The 17623-nt window shown below is 72.8% G+C and carries 21 protein-coding genes; 10 read left to right on the top strand and 11 right to left on the bottom strand.

All coding sequences use genetic code 11. The annotated features are described in order from the left end of the window. Positions 1-40 precede the first annotated feature (40 nt). Positions 41-340, top strand: a complete 300-nt coding sequence (locus ACFFJG_RS09585; protein ID WP_378518405.1) for a putative quinol monooxygenase — start codon at positions 41-43, stop codon at positions 338-340. Here the strand turns inward: ACFFJG_RS09585 and ACFFJG_RS09580 are convergent. After that, the gene (locus ACFFJG_RS09580) at positions 337-570 is read right to left on the bottom strand and encodes a hypothetical protein (protein WP_378518404.1); all 234 of its coding nucleotides are present in this window, start codon (positions 568-570) and stop codon (positions 337-339) included. The genes ACFFJG_RS09585 and ACFFJG_RS09580 overlap by 4 nt on opposite strands. A 57-nt stretch (positions 571-627) precedes the next feature. Next, the gene (locus ACFFJG_RS09575; RefSeq protein ID WP_378518403.1) at positions 628-1734 is read right to left on the bottom strand and encodes a beta propeller repeat protein; all 1107 of its coding nucleotides are present in this window, start codon (positions 1732-1734) and stop codon (positions 628-630) included. A gap of 85 nt (positions 1735-1819) precedes the next feature. Between ACFFJG_RS09575 and ACFFJG_RS09570 the strand changes: the two genes are divergently transcribed. Then, positions 1820-2416: a mycothiol transferase gene (locus tag ACFFJG_RS09570; RefSeq protein WP_378518402.1), complete on the top strand. Its 597-nt coding sequence runs from the start codon at positions 1820-1822 to the stop codon at positions 2414-2416. Positions 2417-2455: 39 nt separating this feature from the next. Next, positions 2456-2680 (top strand): hypothetical protein, encoded by a 225-nt coding sequence (locus ACFFJG_RS09565; protein WP_378518401.1) that lies wholly within the window; start codon positions 2456-2458, stop codon positions 2678-2680. 22 nt (positions 2681-2702) lie between these two features. On the opposite strand, the gene ACFFJG_RS09560 is transcribed toward ACFFJG_RS09565, so the two are convergent. Further along, on the bottom strand, positions 2703-2912 hold the full coding sequence (locus ACFFJG_RS09560; protein WP_378518399.1) for a hypothetical protein: 210 nt from the start codon (positions 2910-2912) through the stop codon (positions 2703-2705). A 128-nt stretch (positions 2913-3040) separates the two neighbouring features. Between ACFFJG_RS09560 and ACFFJG_RS09555 the strand changes: the two genes are divergently transcribed. Then, the gene (locus tag ACFFJG_RS09555) at positions 3041-3418 is read left to right on the top strand and encodes a DUF1304 domain-containing protein (protein WP_378518398.1); all 378 of its coding nucleotides are present in this window, start codon (positions 3041-3043) and stop codon (positions 3416-3418) included. 7 nt (positions 3419-3425) lie between these two features. Here ACFFJG_RS09555 and ACFFJG_RS09550 read toward each other — a convergent pair whose 3' ends face one another. From ACFFJG_RS09550 to ACFFJG_RS09530, 5 genes are read right to left on the bottom strand one after another with little or no spacing between them, the layout of a single operon-like run. After that, positions 3426-5084: an NAD(P)/FAD-dependent oxidoreductase gene (locus ACFFJG_RS09550; protein WP_378518396.1), complete on the bottom strand. Its 1659-nt coding sequence runs from the start codon at positions 5082-5084 to the stop codon at positions 3426-3428. A gap of 23 nt (positions 5085-5107) precedes the next feature. Next, positions 5108-6952, bottom strand: coding sequence for a Na+/H+ antiporter (locus ACFFJG_RS09545; RefSeq protein WP_378518394.1), 1845 nt, complete (start codon positions 6950-6952; stop codon positions 5108-5110). 48 nt (positions 6953-7000) lie between these two features. After that, positions 7001-7564: a dihydrofolate reductase family protein gene (locus ACFFJG_RS09540; RefSeq protein WP_378518393.1), complete on the bottom strand. Its 564-nt coding sequence runs from the start codon at positions 7562-7564 to the stop codon at positions 7001-7003. 32 nt (positions 7565-7596) lie between these two features. After that, positions 7597-8085, bottom strand: a complete 489-nt coding sequence (locus ACFFJG_RS09535) for an SRPBCC family protein (protein ID WP_378518392.1) — start codon at positions 8083-8085, stop codon at positions 7597-7599. 46 nt (positions 8086-8131) lie between these two features. Next, complete coding sequence (locus tag ACFFJG_RS09530; protein WP_378518391.1) at positions 8132-8494, bottom strand: ArsR/SmtB family transcription factor; 363 nt, start codon at positions 8492-8494, stop codon at positions 8132-8134. 196 nt (positions 8495-8690) lie between these two features. Between ACFFJG_RS09530 and ACFFJG_RS09525 the strand changes: the two genes are divergently transcribed. Beyond that, on the top strand, positions 8691-9641 hold the full coding sequence (locus ACFFJG_RS09525) for a serine/threonine-protein kinase (RefSeq protein ID WP_378518390.1): 951 nt from the start codon (positions 8691-8693) through the stop codon (positions 9639-9641). On the opposite strand, the gene ACFFJG_RS09520 is transcribed toward ACFFJG_RS09525, so the two are convergent. After that, a complete protein-coding gene (locus tag ACFFJG_RS09520; protein ID WP_378518388.1) occupies positions 9638-10321 on the bottom strand; it encodes an alpha/beta fold hydrolase in 684 nt (227 codons plus the stop codon). The genes ACFFJG_RS09525 and ACFFJG_RS09520 overlap by 4 nt on opposite strands. A 99-nt stretch (positions 10322-10420) precedes the next feature. On the opposite strand from ACFFJG_RS09520, the gene ACFFJG_RS09515 reads away from it, so the two are divergent. After that, entirely contained in the window at positions 10421-11404 is a 984-nt protein-coding gene (locus ACFFJG_RS09515; protein ID WP_378518387.1) for a helix-turn-helix transcriptional regulator, read from the top strand. Here ACFFJG_RS09515 and ACFFJG_RS09510 read toward each other — a convergent pair. Then, positions 11394-12026, bottom strand: coding sequence for a hypothetical protein (locus ACFFJG_RS09510; RefSeq protein ID WP_378518385.1), 633 nt, complete (start codon positions 12024-12026; stop codon positions 11394-11396). The genes ACFFJG_RS09515 and ACFFJG_RS09510 overlap by 11 nt on opposite strands. Positions 12027-12066: 40 nt before the next feature. On the opposite strand from ACFFJG_RS09510, the gene ACFFJG_RS09505 reads away from it, so the two are divergent. Then, the gene (locus tag ACFFJG_RS09505) at positions 12067-12258 is read left to right on the top strand and encodes a hypothetical protein (protein ID WP_378518383.1); all 192 of its coding nucleotides are present in this window, start codon (positions 12067-12069) and stop codon (positions 12256-12258) included. 46 nt (positions 12259-12304) lie between these two features. Here the strand turns inward: ACFFJG_RS09505 and ACFFJG_RS09500 are convergent, their stop codons facing one another. Next, positions 12305-12907, bottom strand: coding sequence for a LysE/ArgO family amino acid transporter (locus ACFFJG_RS09500; protein ID WP_378518381.1), 603 nt, complete (start codon positions 12905-12907; stop codon positions 12305-12307). 97 nt (positions 12908-13004) lie between these two features. Here ACFFJG_RS09500 and ACFFJG_RS09495 point away from each other — a divergent pair, with 97 nt between their 5' ends. The 3 genes from ACFFJG_RS09495 to ACFFJG_RS09485 all read left to right on the top strand — a co-directional run. Next, complete coding sequence (locus tag ACFFJG_RS09495; protein ID WP_378518380.1) at positions 13005-13784, top strand: ABC transporter ATP-binding protein; 780 nt, start codon at positions 13005-13007, stop codon at positions 13782-13784. After that, positions 13784-16336: an ABC transporter permease gene (locus tag ACFFJG_RS09490; protein WP_378518378.1), complete on the top strand. Its 2553-nt coding sequence runs from the start codon at positions 13784-13786 to the stop codon at positions 16334-16336. The genes ACFFJG_RS09495 and ACFFJG_RS09490 overlap by 1 nt, the downstream gene beginning before the upstream one ends. A 63-nt stretch (positions 16337-16399) precedes the next feature. After that, on the top strand, positions 16400-17623 hold a 1224-nt coding region (locus tag ACFFJG_RS09485), incomplete at its 3' end, for a peptide MFS transporter (protein ID WP_378518377.1).

Below are 17623 nucleotides of genomic sequence, written 5' to 3'. Positions count from 1 at the left end.
CGGGGGAGCAGACTGGCGGTCCACCAGCGAGAGGGACCCCATGAGCGAGCTGCACGTCGTCGCTACCATCCCCGTCATGCCTGAGGCGGTCGACCAGGTGAGGGGCGCCCTGGCTGACCTCGTCACCGCGACCCGTGCGGAGGAGGGCTGCCTGGCCTACGACCTGTACGAGTCGGCGGCCGCGCCGGGGACCTTCGTGACCGTCGAGCGGTGGACCGACCAGGCCGCGCTCGACGCGCACATGACCCAGCCTCACGTCGCGGCGGCGTTCGCGGCGGCCGACGGCGCGCTCAGCGGCGAGGTGGCGATCCACCCGCTGCGCCCGGTCGACCAGGCCTAGCGCCGGGCCCGCCCGGCGTCGCGCACCGCGCAGGTCTGCGCGAGCCCGAGCGCCCAGCACGTCGGGCAGCCGCGCAGCAGGGTCGCGGCCGGGACGACGAGCAGCAGCGCCAGCGGTCCCCACCACGGCACCAGCACGAACGCGGCCACCATCAGCGGCAGGCCGAGCGCCCCGCGCACGAGGTGCCGCGGGACGGTGCTGCTGGCGAAGAGGGTGTCGGGCTCGGCCACGCAGGGGGTTCGGTGCGCCGGGCCGGACGGATGGCCCGCCCCGGCGCACCGACGTGGTCAGCCGCGCCCGACGCGGCCCTTGCTGCCGGCGGCCCAGCAGACCTTCGCGACGCAGTCGACGGCGTGGTAGCCCAGGTCGCTGACGCGGGTCCAGGTGCGCCCGGCGTCGGTGGTGAGGCTGGTGCCGACCGAGCCGTCGTAGTCGCCGGTCGCGACCGCGACCCTCCAGCCGCGGACGAACGTGACGTCCTCGCCGACGTGGGTGAGGTCGCTGCCGAGGGTCCAGGTGCGGCCGTCGCGGGTCCACGCGGTGGTGTCGGCGGTGTCCTTCGCATCGGCGAAGTCGCCGCCGACCACGATGCCGTGGCGGGGGGAGGCGAACGCGCCGGCGAACCCGCCGGCGGCCTCACCGGCGGGGATGCCGGACTCGACGGCCGTCCAGGTCAGGCCGCGGTCGTCGGAGCGCAGCACCCGCGACTGGGCGCCGCCGGTGACGATGAACGCGGACTTGCCGGCGGTGACCAGGCAGTCGCCGCTGGCCGCGAAGCCGAACTCGTCGGCCGTGTCGGGCATCCCGGCGGACGGGAGCACCTCCCACGTGCGGCCGCGGTCGCGGGTGGACAGGATGCGGAGCTTGCCGTCGACCGGGTCGCTCACCGCGAGGCCCTTGCGGCCACCGGGGTAGAAGGCCATGCAGTCGTAGAACGCCTTCTCGTCGTCGTTGCGGAACGCCTCGGTCCAGCTGGCGCCGCCGTCGGTCGAGCGGTAGATGCGCGAGGCCTCGCCCGGGCCGATCGCGAGCACGTGGGCGACCTTGCCGTGCACCTCGACGTCGCGGAAGGACAGGCCCTCGGTGTCGGCGGGCGTGACGTCGTCCCACGTCCGACCGCGGTCGGTGGTGCGGAAGACCTTCGCGGGTCCGCCGTCGGTGAGGCTCTCGCCGGTGACCCATGCCTCCTTCTTCGACACCGCCTCGAGACCGCGGAAGTTCTGGTCGGCGTCGAGGACCTTCTCCTCCCAGCCGTGGCGGAACGGGTCGACACCGCGCGGGCCGTGCCCGTTGCCGTGCCCGGGGGCACCGGTGGCGGGGAGGGCGAGCGCGAGCGCGGGGAGGAGGGCGGTGAGGAGCAGGGCTGGGGTACGGAGGTGTCCGAGTCGTCGCATCGGGCCAGACTGCTGGGTGTGCGGCCCTGTGTCCAGAGCCGCGACCGGACGCGGATCGTCCGGAACCCGGAGCACGATGGGGGCCATGAGCGACGACAGCACCGACACCCCCACCCCTTGGGTCCCGCCGCCGTGGGAGCCGCCGGTCGACGGCACGGAGGCCGAGCACCTGACCGGCGCCCTCGTCCGGATGCGCGCCACCGTCCGGTGGAAGGCCGACGGCCTCGACGAGGCGGGCCTGCGGCACCGGCTGCCGTCCTCGCGGCTCTCGCTCGGCGGGCTTCTGCTCCACCTCGCCCTGGGTGAGGACTACTACCTCACCACCAAGCTCCGCGGCGAGGAGCTCGTCGAGCCGTGGCGCTCGCTCGGTCACGACGGCACCGACGAGTGGGAGTTCGAGGCGGGGGTCGAGACGCTCTCCGCGGCGCAGGTCTACGCCGTCTTCGACGAGGCGGTCGTGCGCAACACCCGCCGCATCGACGCGGCGCTGGCCGAGGGCGGCCTCGACGTCGTGGCCCACGTCGACGACGGCAACGGCAACCACCCGCGCCTGCGCAGGCTGCTGGTCGACCTGATCGAGGAGTACGGGCGCCACACCGGCCACGCCGACCTGCTCCGTGAGGCCGTCGACGGCCGGGTCGGCGAGGACCCGGACGAGGACTGGGTGCCTGCCTGGCTCTGAGGCGGACCCACGGGCGGCCCGGCGTGCGATGCTGCGCACGTGCCCGCAGCAGACGGCTTCGACCACGAGGTCCGCGGCTCCGAGGTGGTCATCACCCACCACGGCCGCCGCGCCACGGTGCTGCGTGGCGCAGCGGCCGCGCGGTTCCTCGCCGACCTCGACGACGGAGCGGACGAGCAGGAGCTGAGCGCCCGGCTGACCGGCAACTACCGGCGCGGCAACGAGCGCACCGCGCGGGACCACCCGCGCAACCGCGGCCGCTGAGCGGGCAGCCGGCCGCGCCCGGCTACTTCGAGGGCTCGGGCACGTCGACCTTGCCGCAGCGGATCTTCGGGTTCACCCCGGTGTAGTTGAGCGGCCCGGCGACGACGGTGAGCGCGGTGTCGCTGGCCTCGGAGCAGTTGGTGTCGGTGTCGTCGAAGTAGCCGCGCTGCCAGGCAGCGAAGCCGCCGATGACGAGCCAGACGACCAGCAGGGTGCCGATCAGTCGTCCCACGGTGGACCTCCTCGGTGCTCGCGGCGTGCTGCCGGTCGGCGTACGCCGTGGCGCCACTGTCCTCCCGCAGCCGACGTCGTGCCACCCACGGAGGGGTAGGCGGGCCCGGGCGGGCCTAGGGTGCGTCCATGACGATCTTCACGGTGGGCTTCTCGCTGCTGGCCGCGCTGCTCCACGTCTACATCTGGGTCCTCGAGTCCTTCCGCTGGACCGAGCCCGCCACCCGCAGGACGTTCCGCACCTCCGAGGCCGAGGCCGAGACCACCCGGCCGATGGCCTACAACCAGGGCTTCTACAACCTCTTCCTCGCGATCATCACCCTCGTCGGGCTCGGGCTGATGACGTCGGAGCACGGCATCGGGTCGGCGCTCGCGCTCGCCGGCACGGGCTCGATGCTCGCCGCCGCCCTCGTGCTGGTGACCCACGACCGCTCCATGGCGCGCGCCGCCCTCACGCAGGGGACCCTCCCCGCGCTGGCCGTGCTGTTCCTCCTGCTGGAGCTCTGAGCAGGGCTCAGCCCAGCCAGGCGTGGACGGCCGAGACGACCGACGCGCCCTCGCCGGTCGCCGAGGCGACCCGCTTCATCGACCCCGACCGGATGTCTCCGCCGCAGAAGATGCCGGGCACGGTCGTGGCCAGCTCCTCGGGCGGCACGTCCCCGATCCAGCGATCTGGCGGGATGTCCCGGCCGGTCAGCACGAAGCCCCGCTCGTCGCGCAGCACGGCCTCGGGCAGCCACCCGCACTCGGGCGCCGCGCCCAGCAGCAGGAACAGCCCGCGCGCCTCGATGCGCTCGCGGGCGCCGGAGTCGACGTCCTCGACCTCGAGCCAGGCGAGGTGGCCGACGTCGTCGGGGCCGCCGTCGACGACGCGCGTGCAGCCGCGCACGGTGATGCGGGGGTTCCACTCGATCTCGTCGATGAGGTACGACGACATGGTCGCGGTCAGGTCGGGCCGCCGCACCAGGATGGTGACGCTGCTGGCGAAGCGCGCGGCGTGGATCGCCGCCTGGCCCGCGGAGTTGCCGCCGCCGACGATCACGATGTGGTCGCCGGCGAGCTCGCGGGCCGCTGCCATCGCCGCGCCGTAGAAGACCCCGCGCCCCACCATCTGCTCGATCGCCTCGACGCCGAGGCGGCGGTAGTCGACGCCGGTGGCGACCAGCACCGATCGGGTGTGGACGTCGCCGCCGTCGGTGTGGACGACGTGGTGCCCGCCGTCCTCGCACGCCGAGATGCCGGTCGCGGGCCAGCCGGTGAAGAACCGGGTGCCGAAGCGCAGCGCCTGGCCCCGGGCGCGCTGCGCCAGCCGCATCCCGGAGATGCCGCGCGGGAAGCCGAGGTAGTTGCGGATCATCGAGCTGGTGCCGGCCTGGCCGCCGATGGCCTCGGCCTCGAGGCAGACGGTGGAGAGCCCCTCGCTGGAGGCGTACACGCTGGCCGCGAGCCCGGCCGGACCGGCGCCGACGACGACGAGGTCGACCACCTCGTCGACGTCGATCTCGTCGGGGCGGCCGTAGAGCTGGTTGGCCAGGGACCGCACGTCGGGGCAGTGCCCGCACCAGCCGGCCAGCGAGCTGACCACCGGCCAGCGGCCCACGTCGTCGGGGCAGCGGGCCATCACCTCGCGGCCGACCTCGCTGTCGGGGTGGTGGACCCCGGCCGGCAGCCCGACCCGCGAGCAGTAGTCGAGGAGCTGGCGGGTGAGGGCGTCGTTCTCGGGCGTGATGATCCGGACGTTCTCCACCACGGGCGTGGCCACGGTGGCGTTCCACTCGTTGAGCAGCTCGCCGACGGCGCCGTGGAACTCCTCGTCGCGCGGTCCCTGCGGCATCAGCAGCAGGGCGTCGACCTTGCCGGCCGCGACCGCGTGGCGGAAGGCGGCGTTGTCGGCGCGGAACCGGCTGATGTGCGACACGATGAGCCGCCGCGCGGTTGGCACGACCTTGCGGGTGCCGGCGATCAGCCCGTAGAGCTTGTCCTGGTCGTGGTCGCTGTCGATGACGAACAGGGCGACCTGGTGCCCGGTGGAGAGCAGGTCGTGGGCGGTCTGCTTGGCGCTGACCTCGTCGTGCACCAGCCGGACGTCGTACTCCCGCTCGTAGCGGGCGAAGGTCTCGGCCAGGACCTCTCCGTGGTGCGTCGAGGCGACCACGATCGCGGGTGCTCCCATGCCTCCAGCCTAGTCGCCGGCGGTCAGCCGGTGAGGTTGTGGACGTAGCACCAGCGCCACGCCTCGTCGGGCTCGGCCGACTGCATGACCGGGTGCAGCGACTCGTGGAAGTGGGCGGTGGCGTGCTTGCCGACGGAGGAGTCGCAGCAGCCGACGTGCCCGCAGGTCAGGCACTGGCGCAGCGAGACCCACCGGGTGCCGTCGGCCAGGCAGGTCGCGCAGGCGGGGTCGTCGACGGTCTCGATGGCGGGGAACTCCGCGAGGTCGTCGCACTCGCGGCCGTGGGTGAAGGCGAGGTTGCCGTCGCGCACGCCCTCGCGGGCCGAGACGCCGGCGTCGAGCATCGACTCCTCGATGTCGAGCATCCCCAGCACCTGGCGCACGACGTCGGAGGGGATCCTGCCCTTGCCGCGCACCAGCAGCACCTTGGAGCGCTCGGCCTCGATCATCTCCGCGCGGATGCGGGCGTAGAGCTCCGACGGCGTCTCCTCGCCGACGGTGGTCGAGAGCTGCTCCCACGCCGCGAAGGTGCGCTGGTCGAGGCGGGCGCGGATCTGCTCCACGACGCCGTGCTGGTCGTCGAAGTCGAGCTCGGCGAGTCGGTGGAAGCCGGCGTCCGCCGCCTGCTGGAGCAGCGCCGCGCGCGAGAGCGCGTCCTCGGCCGGGTCCGGCGGCGGCACCTTGAGCAGCCGGGTGAGCAGCGGCAGCGTGAGGCCCTGGAGGAACAGCGTGCCGGCCACCACGGTGAAGGCGACGAGCAGCAGCACCTCGCGGTGCTCGGTGTCCTCGGGGATGACGAAGGCGGCGGCCAGCGTGACCACGCCGCGCATGCCGGCCCAGCCGACCAGGAAGGTCCACGACGTCGGCAGCGGGTCGGGTCGCAGCCGGCGGAAGAGCACGGTCGCGAACACCCACCCGAGGCGTACGACGATCACGGTCACGAGGGTGGCCGCGCACACCAGCACGATCCGGCCGGTCGACAGGGTCGACTCGGTGACGTCCTCGAGGATCCAGTCGATCTGCAGCCCGATCAGCAGGAAGACGGTGTTCTCCAGGATGAACGCGACCGTGCCCCAGGTGATCCGCTCGGTGATGCGCGACTGGGCGGTCTGGATGATCGGGGCCTTGTGGCCGAGCAGGATGCCGGCGACGACGACCGCGATCACACCGGAGGCGTGGATCTCCTCGGCGGCGACGTAGGCGGCGAAGGGCACCAGGAACGAGATGCCGGTGTCCATCAGCGGGTCCGTGATCCGCTTGCGCAGCCACGCCACGACCCAGAAGACGACGAAGCCGATGACCGCGCCGCCGCCGGCCGCGAGCAGGAAGTCGAGCCCGACCTCCGCGACCGCGACCGAGCCGGACAGGAACGCGATCGCGGTGCGCAGCGACACCAGGGCGGTCGCGTCGTTGAGCAGCGACTCGCCCTCGAGGATGGTGACCACCCGCCGCGGCAGGCCGATCCGCTTCGCCACCGCGGTGGCGGCGACCGCGTCGGGCGGCGCGACGACCGCGCCGATGGCGATCGAGGCCGCCCAGCCCAGGTCGGGCACCAGCCAGTGCACGACGGCGCCGACGGCCAGGGTGGTGACGACGACGAGCACCACCGACAGCCGCAGGATCGAGCCCCGGTTGGCGTTGAAGTCGACGAGCGAGGTCTGGATCGCCGCGGCGTAGAGCAGCGGCGGCAGCAGCCCCAGCAGGACGACCTCGGACTCGAGGTGGATGGTCGGCAGCCCGGGCAGGTAGGACGCCGCGGCGCCGACGACGATGAGGAGCAGGGGGGCGGGGAGGTGCAGGCGGTCGCTGACGGCGGTCGCGGCCAGCACGACCGCGGCCATCGAGACGAGCAGCAGGGCGAGTTCCACCCGGAGAGTCTGGCGGGTCGGGCGTCGCTCAGGCGAGGTCGTTCGCGATCAGCGGACGACCTCGAGCACCTGGAGCGTGATGCCGTTGGCGTACGCGGCGTGCTCGGTGAGCCGCAGGGCGGTCTTCGGGCCCTCGCCGAAGAGCCGCTTGCCGGAGCCGAGCAGCAGCGGGAAGACGAGCAGGTGGTAGCGGTCGACGAGCCCGGCCCGGGCGAGCTCCTGGGCGAGGTGGGCGCTGCCGTGGACGTGGATCTCGCCGCCCTCGGTCTCCTTGAGCGCCGCCACGTCGTCGAGCGAGCGCAGCACGGTGACCTCGCCCTCGCCCCACGGCACGGTGTCGCCCTCGAGCGTGCGGGACACGACGTACTTGGGGAGGGCGTTGTAGGTGGTGAATTCCTCCATCGAGGGCCACACCGGCGCGAACTCCTCGTAGGAGCGGCGACCGAGCAGCAGCGCGCCCGCCTGCTGCATCTCGCGGCCCTTGATCTCGTAGGCGGCCTCCTCGAACGCGACGTCCTTGAAGGTCCAGCCGGCGTGGGGGTGGTCACCGCCGCCGGGCGCCTCCATGACGCCGTCGAGGGTGAGGAAGGTGGTGATGACGAGGGGTCGCACGGTGGTTCCTTTCGGGAGGGGGGAGGGGTCGCTCAGGAGGCGAGGAGGTCGTCGACCTGGTTGATCGCGAGGCTGGAGCCCTCGACGACCCCCATGTCGAGGACCTTCTGCAGGTCGTCGGCGCTGGTGTAGGACGTCGTGAAGGTCGCGCGGGTGCCGGTGTCGGTGGCGGCGAACGTGTAGTCGGCCTGCGACTCGGGCAGCGAGGTGTTGGGTGCGAACGTCTCGTCGAGCGCGAACCCGTCACGGAAGCGGAAGCCGTCGGGCCGGGTGACGTCGGTGACGTCCCAGTAGCCGTAGAACCGCTGCCCCTCGGGGCTGGTCATGTAGTAGTTCATCCGCCCGCCGGGGGCCAGCTCGTGGTCGACGAACGTGGCCGGGTAGGTCGGCGGTCCCCACACGCGCTCGAGCTGGCGCGGGTCGGCGTAGACCTCCCAGACCCGCTCGGGAGCGGCGGCGAAGTCGGCGGTGATGGTCAGGGTGAGGGCGTCGAGGTCGTGCTGGACGTCGGTGACGGGCATGGGTCGGTCCGTTCTGTGGGTGGTCGGTCGGTCGGGATGTGGGTGATCAGTCGGTGGGGTCGTCGGTGGGGTGGGGGACGTCGGCGGCGAGGAGCTCGTCCATCCGCTGGATGCGGCCGCGCCAGAGGGCCTCGAGCTCGACGAGCATCCGGCCCACCGAGCGCACGGCCTCCACGTCGCCGCTGGCGAGGGCCTCCCGGCCCAGCCGGCGCTTGGTCAGCAGCCCTGCTCGCTCGAGGACCGCGACGTGCTTCTGCACGGCCGCGAAGCTCATGTCGTAGTCGCGGGCCAGGGCCGAGACCGAGTGCTCCCCGGCCAGCACGCGCCGCAGGATGTCGCGCCGGGTGCGGTCGGCGAGGGCGTGGAACCAGGCGTCCGCCCGGGCTTCCTGGTCCTTGCGCTCGTCCATGGAGCAAACATACAACCGATCAGTTGTAGGTTGTCAAGGGCCGACATCCCCCTCTGGGGGTGGGAAAGGACATGAGCCGGCGGATCGGGGGGTAACGTCCGCGAGCGGTGCACCCTGCTGGTGCCGCCATCCGTCAGGAAGTGGGGCACGACCGGTGCAGAGACTCGTCACGGGGCTTCGTCTCGGGGGTCGCTACGTGCTCGAGGAACGGATCGCCGCCGGCGGCATGGCGGTCGTGTGGCGGGCGCTCGACGAGGTGCTGCAGCGCCAGGTCGCGGTGAAGGTGATGCGCGCCGACCCCGACAACGAGGAGGTCTTCGCCGAGCGGTTCCGCGACGAGGCCCTCCACTCCGCCGCCCTGCTGCACCCGAACATCACCACGGTCTTCGACTACGGCGAGGACGACCACCTGTCCTACCTCGTGATGGAGCTGGTCAGCGGGCTGCCGCTGTCGGCGATCATCCGCGAGCAGGGTGCGCTGCCACCCGAGACCGTGCGGTCGGTGCTGGCCCAGGCCTCGCTCGCGCTGGGCACGGCCCACGGCGCCGGTGTGGTGCACCGCGACGTGAAGCCGGCCAACATCCTCATCCGCCACGACGGCGTGGTGAAGCTGACCGACTTCGGCATCGCGCGCGCGGTGGACGCCATCGGGCACACCCGCGTCGGCGAGATGCTGGGCACGCCCAACTACATCAGCCCCGAGCAGGCCACCGGCCAGGTCGCGACGGGCGCCAGCGACCTCTACGCGCTCGGCATCGTCGCCCACGAGATGCTCACCGGCGAGCGTCCCTTCGACCGTGGCACGCCGATCGCGACCGCGCTGTCGCACGTCAACGAGCCGCCCCCGCCGCTGGGCGACGACGTCCCGGCCGAGCTGCGGGCCGTCGTGGCGGCGCTGCTGGAGAAGGACCCGGCCGCCCGCCCGGCCAACGCCCACGCCGTCGCGGTGATGCTGGGTGTGGCGACCAGCGAGCTCACCGGGCTCGACGTCGACCTCGCCGCCGGCGTGCCCAGCGGCTACGTCGTCCTGCCGGTCACCCCGCTCACGCCCGGCCGACCGCTGCACTTCGGCGCGGTCGACGACGCCCACTCCGACGCCGTCGACGAGCCGACCATGGCCGGGCGTCCCGACGACCTGCTCGACTAGCGGCGCGCCGCCTCGTCGACCACCCGCGCCAGCGCGGCCGGCTGGGTGTACATCGGCCAGTGGCCGGAGTCGAGGTCGACCAGCCGGAGGTCGGTGGCGGCGGCGAGCTCGGGCACGTCGCCCGCGTCGATCCACTCCTGCGCCTCCGCGGGGCTGAACTCCGGGCAGATGAGGGTCAGCGGCACCGCGTGGCGGGCGTCGCTGGTCCAGTGGACGGTTCCGCGGGTCACGCCGACGGGCACCGGGATCATCCTCCCCAGCAGGTCGGCCTTGAGCTCCTCGGACATGTCGTCGGAGTCGGGGCCCTCGAACTTCTTCCAGCCCGGGAACGGCATCGCGCCGTCGACGGGCTCGAAGAAGTCGGCGTAGGACTCGCCCTCGGTCGAGGGGAACCCGCCGATGAGGGCGACCCCGGCGACGCCGTCGGGGCGGCGGTCCGCCGCGGCCCACGCCAGCGTGCACGCCGCGGAGTGCCCGACGACGAGGGGCGCGCCGTCAGCGGCGTCGACCGCCGCCACGACCGCCTCCACCTGCTCGTCGTACGTCGCCTCGGTGCGTCCGTCGCCCTGACCGGGCAGCGTCACCGGGACGCCGCGGTGGCCGAGCGCCTCCAGCTCGGGCAGCACGTCGTCCCAGGCCGATCCGTCCAGCCAGAGCCCTGCGACCAGCACGATGTCCATCCGTCGTTCTCCTTGCCTCGGTGTCTCGTCGACCCTCGATCCCCACCGTAGGGGGAGTTCCGGACGAAATCCGGTCCGAACCGGTGCCACGATGGCGCCATGAGCGAGATCAGCCCCACCGCGCGGGCCCTCCGGGCGCTCGACGTCCTCCAGGGCCGTCCCGGCACCACGGCTGCGGAGCTCGCCCGCCGGCTCGAGGTGACCGAGCGCGCCGCCCGCCGCTACGTCGCGATCCTGCGTGAGGCCGGCATCCCGGTGGAGTCGACCCGGGGCCCCTACGGCGGCTACACGCTGGGCCGGGGGCTCCGGCTGCCGCCGCTGGTGTTCAGCGCCACCGAGGCGCTCGGGCTGGTGATGGCGGCGCTCGACTCCCACCACGCGGTCGCCGACCCCGACGACCCCGTCGGGTCGGCGCTCGGGAAGATCCTGCGGGTGCTGCCGACCAACGTCGCGCGGCAGGCCGTCGCGCTGCGCGAGACCGCCCGCACCGTCCCCGAGCGCGTGTCGGCCCGGCCCGACCCGGCGGTCACCAGCGCGCTGGTCGCGGCGGTCGCGGCCCAGCGCCAGGTGCGCCTCGGCTACCGCACGGCCGCGGGCAACCCCCGCACCTTCGAGGTCGACCCGTGGTCGGTGGTGGTGAGGTACGGCCGGTGGTACCTGCTGTGCCGCTCCCACCACGCCGACGAGATGCGCACCTTCCGCGTCGACCGGGTCACCGCCGTCGAGCAGCTCGACGGCACGTTCGAGGTGCCGGCCGACCTCGACCCGGCGGCGGAGCTGGAGGCCAACCTCGGCCGCGGGTGGGAGCACGAGACCCACGTCGTGTTCGACCTGCCGATCGAGCAGGTGCGGCCGTGGATCCGCCCCACGCTGGGCGACCTGCGGCCGTTGCCCGACGGGGGCTGCGAGCTGGTCGGCACGACCAGCAACGCCCAGGCCTACGCCGGCGAGTGGCTGGCGGGGGTGCCGTTCGACTTCCGCGTGGTGGGCGGGGAGGAGCTGCGCACGGCGGTGGCGGAGGTCGCGGGCCGGCTGTCGCGTGCGCTCGGCCCCGGACCGGAGCCCGGCACGGTCAGCCGGTGACCTCGACCTCCTTGCCGAGGGTCCAGCCCTCGGAGATCGGCAGGTAGTCGCCGCTCCAGAACTTCCCGGGGTCGTACCAGGTGGCGCGGCGGTCGTCGCGCAGGATGCCCATCTCGATGTAGCAGGTGGCCACGATCTCGGCGCAGAACGCCGCCTCCGGGGTGACCCGGCGACCACGCTTCTTGCGCGGCACGTAGGCGTCGCGCCCGCGGAGCCAGCGCGAGGCGAGGCGGGTCAGGCTGGGGAACGAGACGCCGTCGAGGCGCGCGACCGCGCGCAGCATGCCGTCCTCCTCGTCGCGGGAGATCTCCGGCTCGAGCTGGCGCAGCCAGGCGTCCTGCCGGTAGTCGCCCTGCCAGCGGGCGACGGCCTCGCGCAGGTCGTGCAGCTGCACGCCGCGGTGGTGGCCGCCGGTCCACACGTCCTCCTGCTTCTTGCCCAGCTCGGCGTGGAAGATCAGCGGCGGCAGGTCGTCGACGACGACCGCCATGCCGACGTGGTTGACCGGCGAGTTGGTGACCGCCCGGATCGCCCGGTCCGGGGCGCGCCGGCCACGGAAGAGCCAGATGTCCCCGCTGCGGGTGAGGTCGACCGCCTCGTCGAGGGTCAGCGCCGGTGCCATGGCGCTGAGTCTGCCCTAGTCGTGCCCTACCCTCGGCCGTATGCGCGTGTGGAAGTGGATCGGCCTCGCCGGGGTCCTGGCCGGCGTGGCCACCGGCGCCGCGGTCGCCCGCGACGAGCGGGTCCGCCGCCACTACGACGCCGCCGAGATCCGCGAGCGCCTGCACCGGCGCCATGACGAGGCCGTCGCCCGCGAGGTGGCGCCGCCGGACGGCCCCCACCTCGGTGGCTAGGGACGTTCTCGTCGGAAGATCGGCCGAGACACCTACCGGAACGTCCCTAGCCACCCAGGGCCAGGCGGACGGCGATCGCCAGCATCACCACGCCGACCAGGACGTCGAGCACCTGCCAGGCCCGGGGGTCGGCCAGCCGCGGCGCGGCCAGCCGGGCGCCGTACCCGAGACCGGCGAACCACAGCGCGCTGGCCACGCACGCGCCGAGCGCGAACCACCAGCGGCCGGGGTCGCCGTGGGTGCCGGCGACCGAGCCGAGGAGCAGGACGGTGTCGAGGTAGACGTGGGGGTTGAGCCAGGTCAGGGCCACGGCACGGCCGAGCACCCCGCGTCGGGCCTCGACGACGCCGTCGCCGACGGTGAGCGCCTCGGGTCGGCGGGCGCGCCGCAGCGACAGCAGGCCGTACGCCGTCAGGAACGCCACGCCGAGCCAGCGGACCAGCTCGACGGCCCATGCGGCGCGGTCGAGCACGACGCCGATCCCGGCCACGCCGGCGAGGATCAGGACGACGTCGGACAGCGTGCAGACCGCGACGACCAGGCCGAGGTGGCTGCGGCGCAGGCCCTGCCGCAGGACGAAGGCGTTCTGCGCGCCGATCGCGACGATGAGCGACAGGCCGGTGAGCAGCCCGGCGACGACGTCTCCCACGGACCCAACCTAGGGGGTCCGTCCCTGACGGATGTCAGGGGTGAGTCGGGGAGATATCCCATGGCAGGCGGCTTCGCGCCGCTGGGACACTTCACGCATGACTGAGCAGCCCCGGGAGGGCGTGGCGACCGAGGTCGCCGCGAGCGCACGAGACCTGGTGAAGACCTACGGCAAGGGCGAGGCGGAGGTGCGCGCCCTCGACGGGGTCACCGTCGACCTGATGCGCGGGGAGTTCACCGCCGTGATGGGCCCCTCGGGGTCCGGGAAGTCGACCCTGATGCACTGCCTGGCCGCCCTCGACACCCCCAGCGGGGGCAACGCCGTCGTCGACGGCACCGAGCTCGGCCGGCTCAAGGACAAGGACCTGACGACCCTGCGCCGCGAGCGCGTCGGGTTCGTCTTCCAGTCGTTCAACCTGGTGCCGACCCTGAGCGCGGAGGAGAACATCCTGCTCCCGCTGAGCCTGGCCGGGCGCAAGCCCGACCGCGCCTGGTTCGACCAGGTCGTCGACGCCGTCGGCCTGCGCCCGCGCCTGGGCCACCGCCCCAGCGAGATGTCGGGCGGCCAGCAGCAGCGCGTCGCCTGTGCGCGGGCGTTGGTCAGCAAGCCGTCGATCGTCTTCGCCGACGAGCCGACCGGAAACCTCGACTCCACCAGCAGCGCCGAGGTCCTCGGCTTCCTGCGCCGCAGCGTCGACGAGTTCGGCCAGACGGTCGTCATGGTGACCCACGACCCGGTCGCGGCGTCGTACACCGACCGGGTGGTGTTCCTGGCCGACGGCAGGATCGTCGACGAGCTGCGCTCGCCCGACCGCGACCAGATCCTGGAGAAGATGGCCCGCCTGCAGGACGTCGCTGCGCAGAAGGCGGCCGGCTGATGCTCCGCCTGACCTGGCGCAACTTGCTGGCCCGCAAGGTGCGCCTCCTGATGAGCACGCTCGCGATCGTCCTCGGCATCGGCTTCCTCGCCGGCGTGATGACGTTCAGCACCGGCCTCAACTCCACCTTCGACAACATCGTCGAGGGCTCCACCCCCGACGCCCAGGTGCGCCCGGCCGGGGACGTGCAGGGCGCCAACGCCGGCGTCGGCACGACCTCGCTGATCACGCCCCGCGACGTCGACAAGCTGGCCGCGCTGCCCCAGGTCGCCGACGCGACCGGCTCGGTCGACGGCCTCGGCGCCTTCCTCCTCGGCCGGGACGGCAAGCTCGTCGGCGGCCAGGGCGCGCCGACCCTCACCTTCAACTACGCGCCGAGCGAGAACATCCAGGGCGAGCAGGTCCTGCAGCTCAACCAGGGCCGCTGGCCGGAGAAGTCCGGCGAGGTCACCCTTGACTCCTCCTCGGCCGAGCGCGGCGGCTACGCGATCGGCGACACCGTCACGATGATCGTGCCCTCCGACCAGCCGCGCCGGACGTTGACGCTCGTCGGCACCGCCGACTTCAACGGTGGCGGCACCGCGGGTGCCTCCCTGGTCCTCCTCGACACCCAGGAGGCCCAGGAGATCTTCCTCGGCGGCAAGGACGCCTTCACCAGCGTCTCGCTCGCCGCCGCCGACGGGGTCTCGCGCCCCGAGCTCGCCGACGCGGCGAAGGCGGTGGTGCCCGAGGGCTTCACCGCCGTCACCGGCGACAAGGTGATCAAGGAGCAGCAGGAGCAGATCGGCCAGTTCCTCGACGTCATCTCCATCTTCCTCACCACGTTCGCGGTGATCGCGATCGTGGTGGGTGCCTTCATCATCTTCAACACCTTCTCGATCCTGGTCTCCCAGCGGGTGCGCGAGTCCGCGCTGCTGCGGGCGCTCGGTGCGAGCCGCAGGCAGGTCACCCGCTCGGTGCTGGTCGAGGCGTTCCTGATGGCGCTGGTCGGCTCGACGCTCGGCCTGCTGCTCGGTCTCGGGCTCTCCCGCGCCCTGGCGGGGCTGTTCCGCACCTTCGGCCTCGACATCGCCGGCGACGTGCTGACCCTGACGCCGTTCACGGTGGTCTCGGGCTACGTCGTCGGGGTGCTCGTCACGATGGTCGCCGCCTTCGTCCCGGCCCGCCGCGCCGCCAAGGTGCCGCCGGTCGCGGCCATGCGCGACGACCTGGTCGTGCAGGAGAAGGGGATGGGGCGGCGGCTGCTCCTGGGCACGGTCGCGATGGTCGTCGGCACCGCGCTCGTGGCGGCCGGCCTCGTCGGCGCCCCCGGCACCGACGCCATCTGGATCGGAGCCGGTGCGGTCATCTGGGTCGTCACCACGGCGGTGCTGGCGCCGGTGCTCGGCAAGCCCGTGCTCCTGGCGTGCCGGGCAGTGTTCGGCCGCCTCTTCGGCACCGCCGGCCGGCTCGCCGGGGAGAACGCGCTGCGCAACCCGCGGCGCACCGGTGCGACCGCCTCGGCCCTGATGATCGGCCTGGCCGTCGTCTCGGCGGTCGGCGTGCTGGCCTCGTCGCTGAGCGCGACGCAGGACCAGATCGTCGACGACCAGTTCACCAGCGACTTCCTGGTGCAGCTGCCCACCTTCCAGGGCTTCCCGACGCAGTACGGCGACCAGATGGAGGAGGTCGACGGCGTCGCCGTCGTCTCGCGCCAGCAGGGCGTCCCGGTGAGCGTCGAGGTCGGCGGCAAGCCCGACCAGACGTTCGCCAACGGCGTCGACGCGGCCTTCTCCGACGTCTACACGCTGACGATGGTCAGCGGCACCGACGACCTGTCCGGCGACGAGGCCCTGCTCAGCCAGACCCGCTCGAAGGACCTCCGGGCGACCACCGGCGACACCATCGACGTGGAGTTCCCCGGCGGGAAGAAGATCCCGCTGACGGTGGCGGGCGTCTTCGAGGACACCCCCGTGACCAGCGGGCTGACCGTGCCGCTCTCGGTCCTCGGCCAGGCCGGCATCACGCGCAGCGACTCCTCGCTGAGCATCAACGTCGCTGACGGGGCCGACCGGGGCGCGGTCAAGCAGGACCTCGAGGACGTCGTGAAGGACCTGCCGGTCCTCTCGGTGCAGGACAAGGAGGAGTTCAAGGAGCTCATCAGCGGCCAGGTCAACCAGCTGCTCTACGTCATCTACGGCCTGCTGGCCCTCGCCGTCGTGATCGCCGTCATCGGCATCATCAACACCCTGGGGCTCAGCGTGCTCGAGCGCACCCGGGAGATCGGGCTGCTGCGCGCCGTCGGGCTGTCGAGGCGCCGGCTGCGCACCATGATCACGCTGGAGTCGGTGTCGATCGCGCTGCTCGGCGCCGTGCTCGGCATGGTGCTCGGCCTCGTGGTCGGCGTCGTGCTGCGCAAGTCGCTCGAGGACGACCTGACCGAGCTGTCGCTGCCGATCACCAGCCTGCTGGTGTTCCTCGTGGTCGCGGTCGTCTTCGGCGTCCTGGCCGCCATCGTGCCGGCGATCCGCGCCTCGCGGATGAAGGTGCTGGACGCGATCGCCAGCGAGTGAACCGGCCCACACCCTCACCCCCCGGGTGGTGACACGCCCGGGGGGCGGTGGCACCGTGGGCCGGTGAGCCAGACACCCGACACGACGCAGGCGCGACCCGCGCGAGGCGACTCCGACACCCGCTTCTTCGGCCAGCCCGGTGTGCTGGCCAACCTGTTCGGCGTCGAGCTGTGGGAGCGGTTCAGCTTCTACGGCATGCAGGGCATCCTGCTGATCTACCTGTACTACACCGCCTCCCAGGGCGGCCTCGGCGTCGACGAGGGCGTCGCCACCGGCATCGTCGGCGCCTACGGCGGCGCGGTCTACCTCTCCACGATCCTCGGGGCGTGGCTGGCCGACCGGCTCGTCGGGCCCGAGCGGACGCTGTTCTACTCCGCGGTCTGCGTGATGCTCGGCCACATCGCGCTGTCGCTGCTGCCGGGCCTCACCGGCGTCGGCGTCGGCCTGGTGCTGATCGCCCTGGGCTCGGGCGGCGTGAAGGCCAACGCCACCTCGCTCGTCGGCTCGCTCTACGACGAGCACGACACCCGCCGCGACGCGGGCTTCTCGCTGTTCTACATGGGCATCAACATCGGCGCCCTCATCGGCCCGCTGCTCACCGGCCTGCTGCAGAAGGAGGCCGGCTTCCACTGGGGCTTCGGCGCGGCCGCGGTGGGCATGGCGCTCGGCCTGACCCAGTACGCCCTCTTCCGCAAGAACCTGCCCGAGGAGACCAACCGGGTCGCGAACCCGCTGCCCCAGGGACGGCTCGTGGCCTACGGCGTCGGGGCCGTCGTCGTGCTCGCGGTCATCGCCGTGCTGGTCGCCGTCGACGTCATCACCGCCGACCGCCTGGCCAACATCGTCATCGGCATCAGCGCGGTCGCGGCCGTGGCGTACTTCGCGCTGATCCTCTCCGACCGCGAGGTGCAGGGCGCCGAGCGCAGCCGGATCTTCGCCTTCGTCCCGCTGTTCCTGTGCAACGTGGTGTTCTGGTCGCTCTACCAGCAGCAGTTCACCGTCGTGACGATCTACGCCGACAAGCGGCTCGACCGCAACCTGTTCGGCTGGGAGATGCCGGTCTCGTGGGTGCAGTCGATCAACCCGGTCTTCATCATCGTGCTGGCCGGCGTCTTCGCGGCGCTGTGGACCAAGCTCGGTGACCGCCAGCCGGTGACGCCGCTCAAGTTCGGCGCCGGCACCACCCTGATGGGCATCGCGTTCTTCTGCTTCCTGCCGATGCCCGGCGGCGAGAACACCGCCCCGCTGCTCGGCCTCGCCGGCATCCTGCTCGTCTTCACGCTCGCC

The sequence above is a fragment of the Nocardioides zeicaulis genome, from assembly GCF_042432345.1.
GTDB lineage: Bacteria > Actinomycetota > Actinomycetes > Propionibacteriales > Nocardioidaceae > Nocardioides > Nocardioides zeicaulis.
Note: the sequence above shows the minus strand (reverse complement) of the source record. Positions and strands in the feature narration are given on the sequence as shown.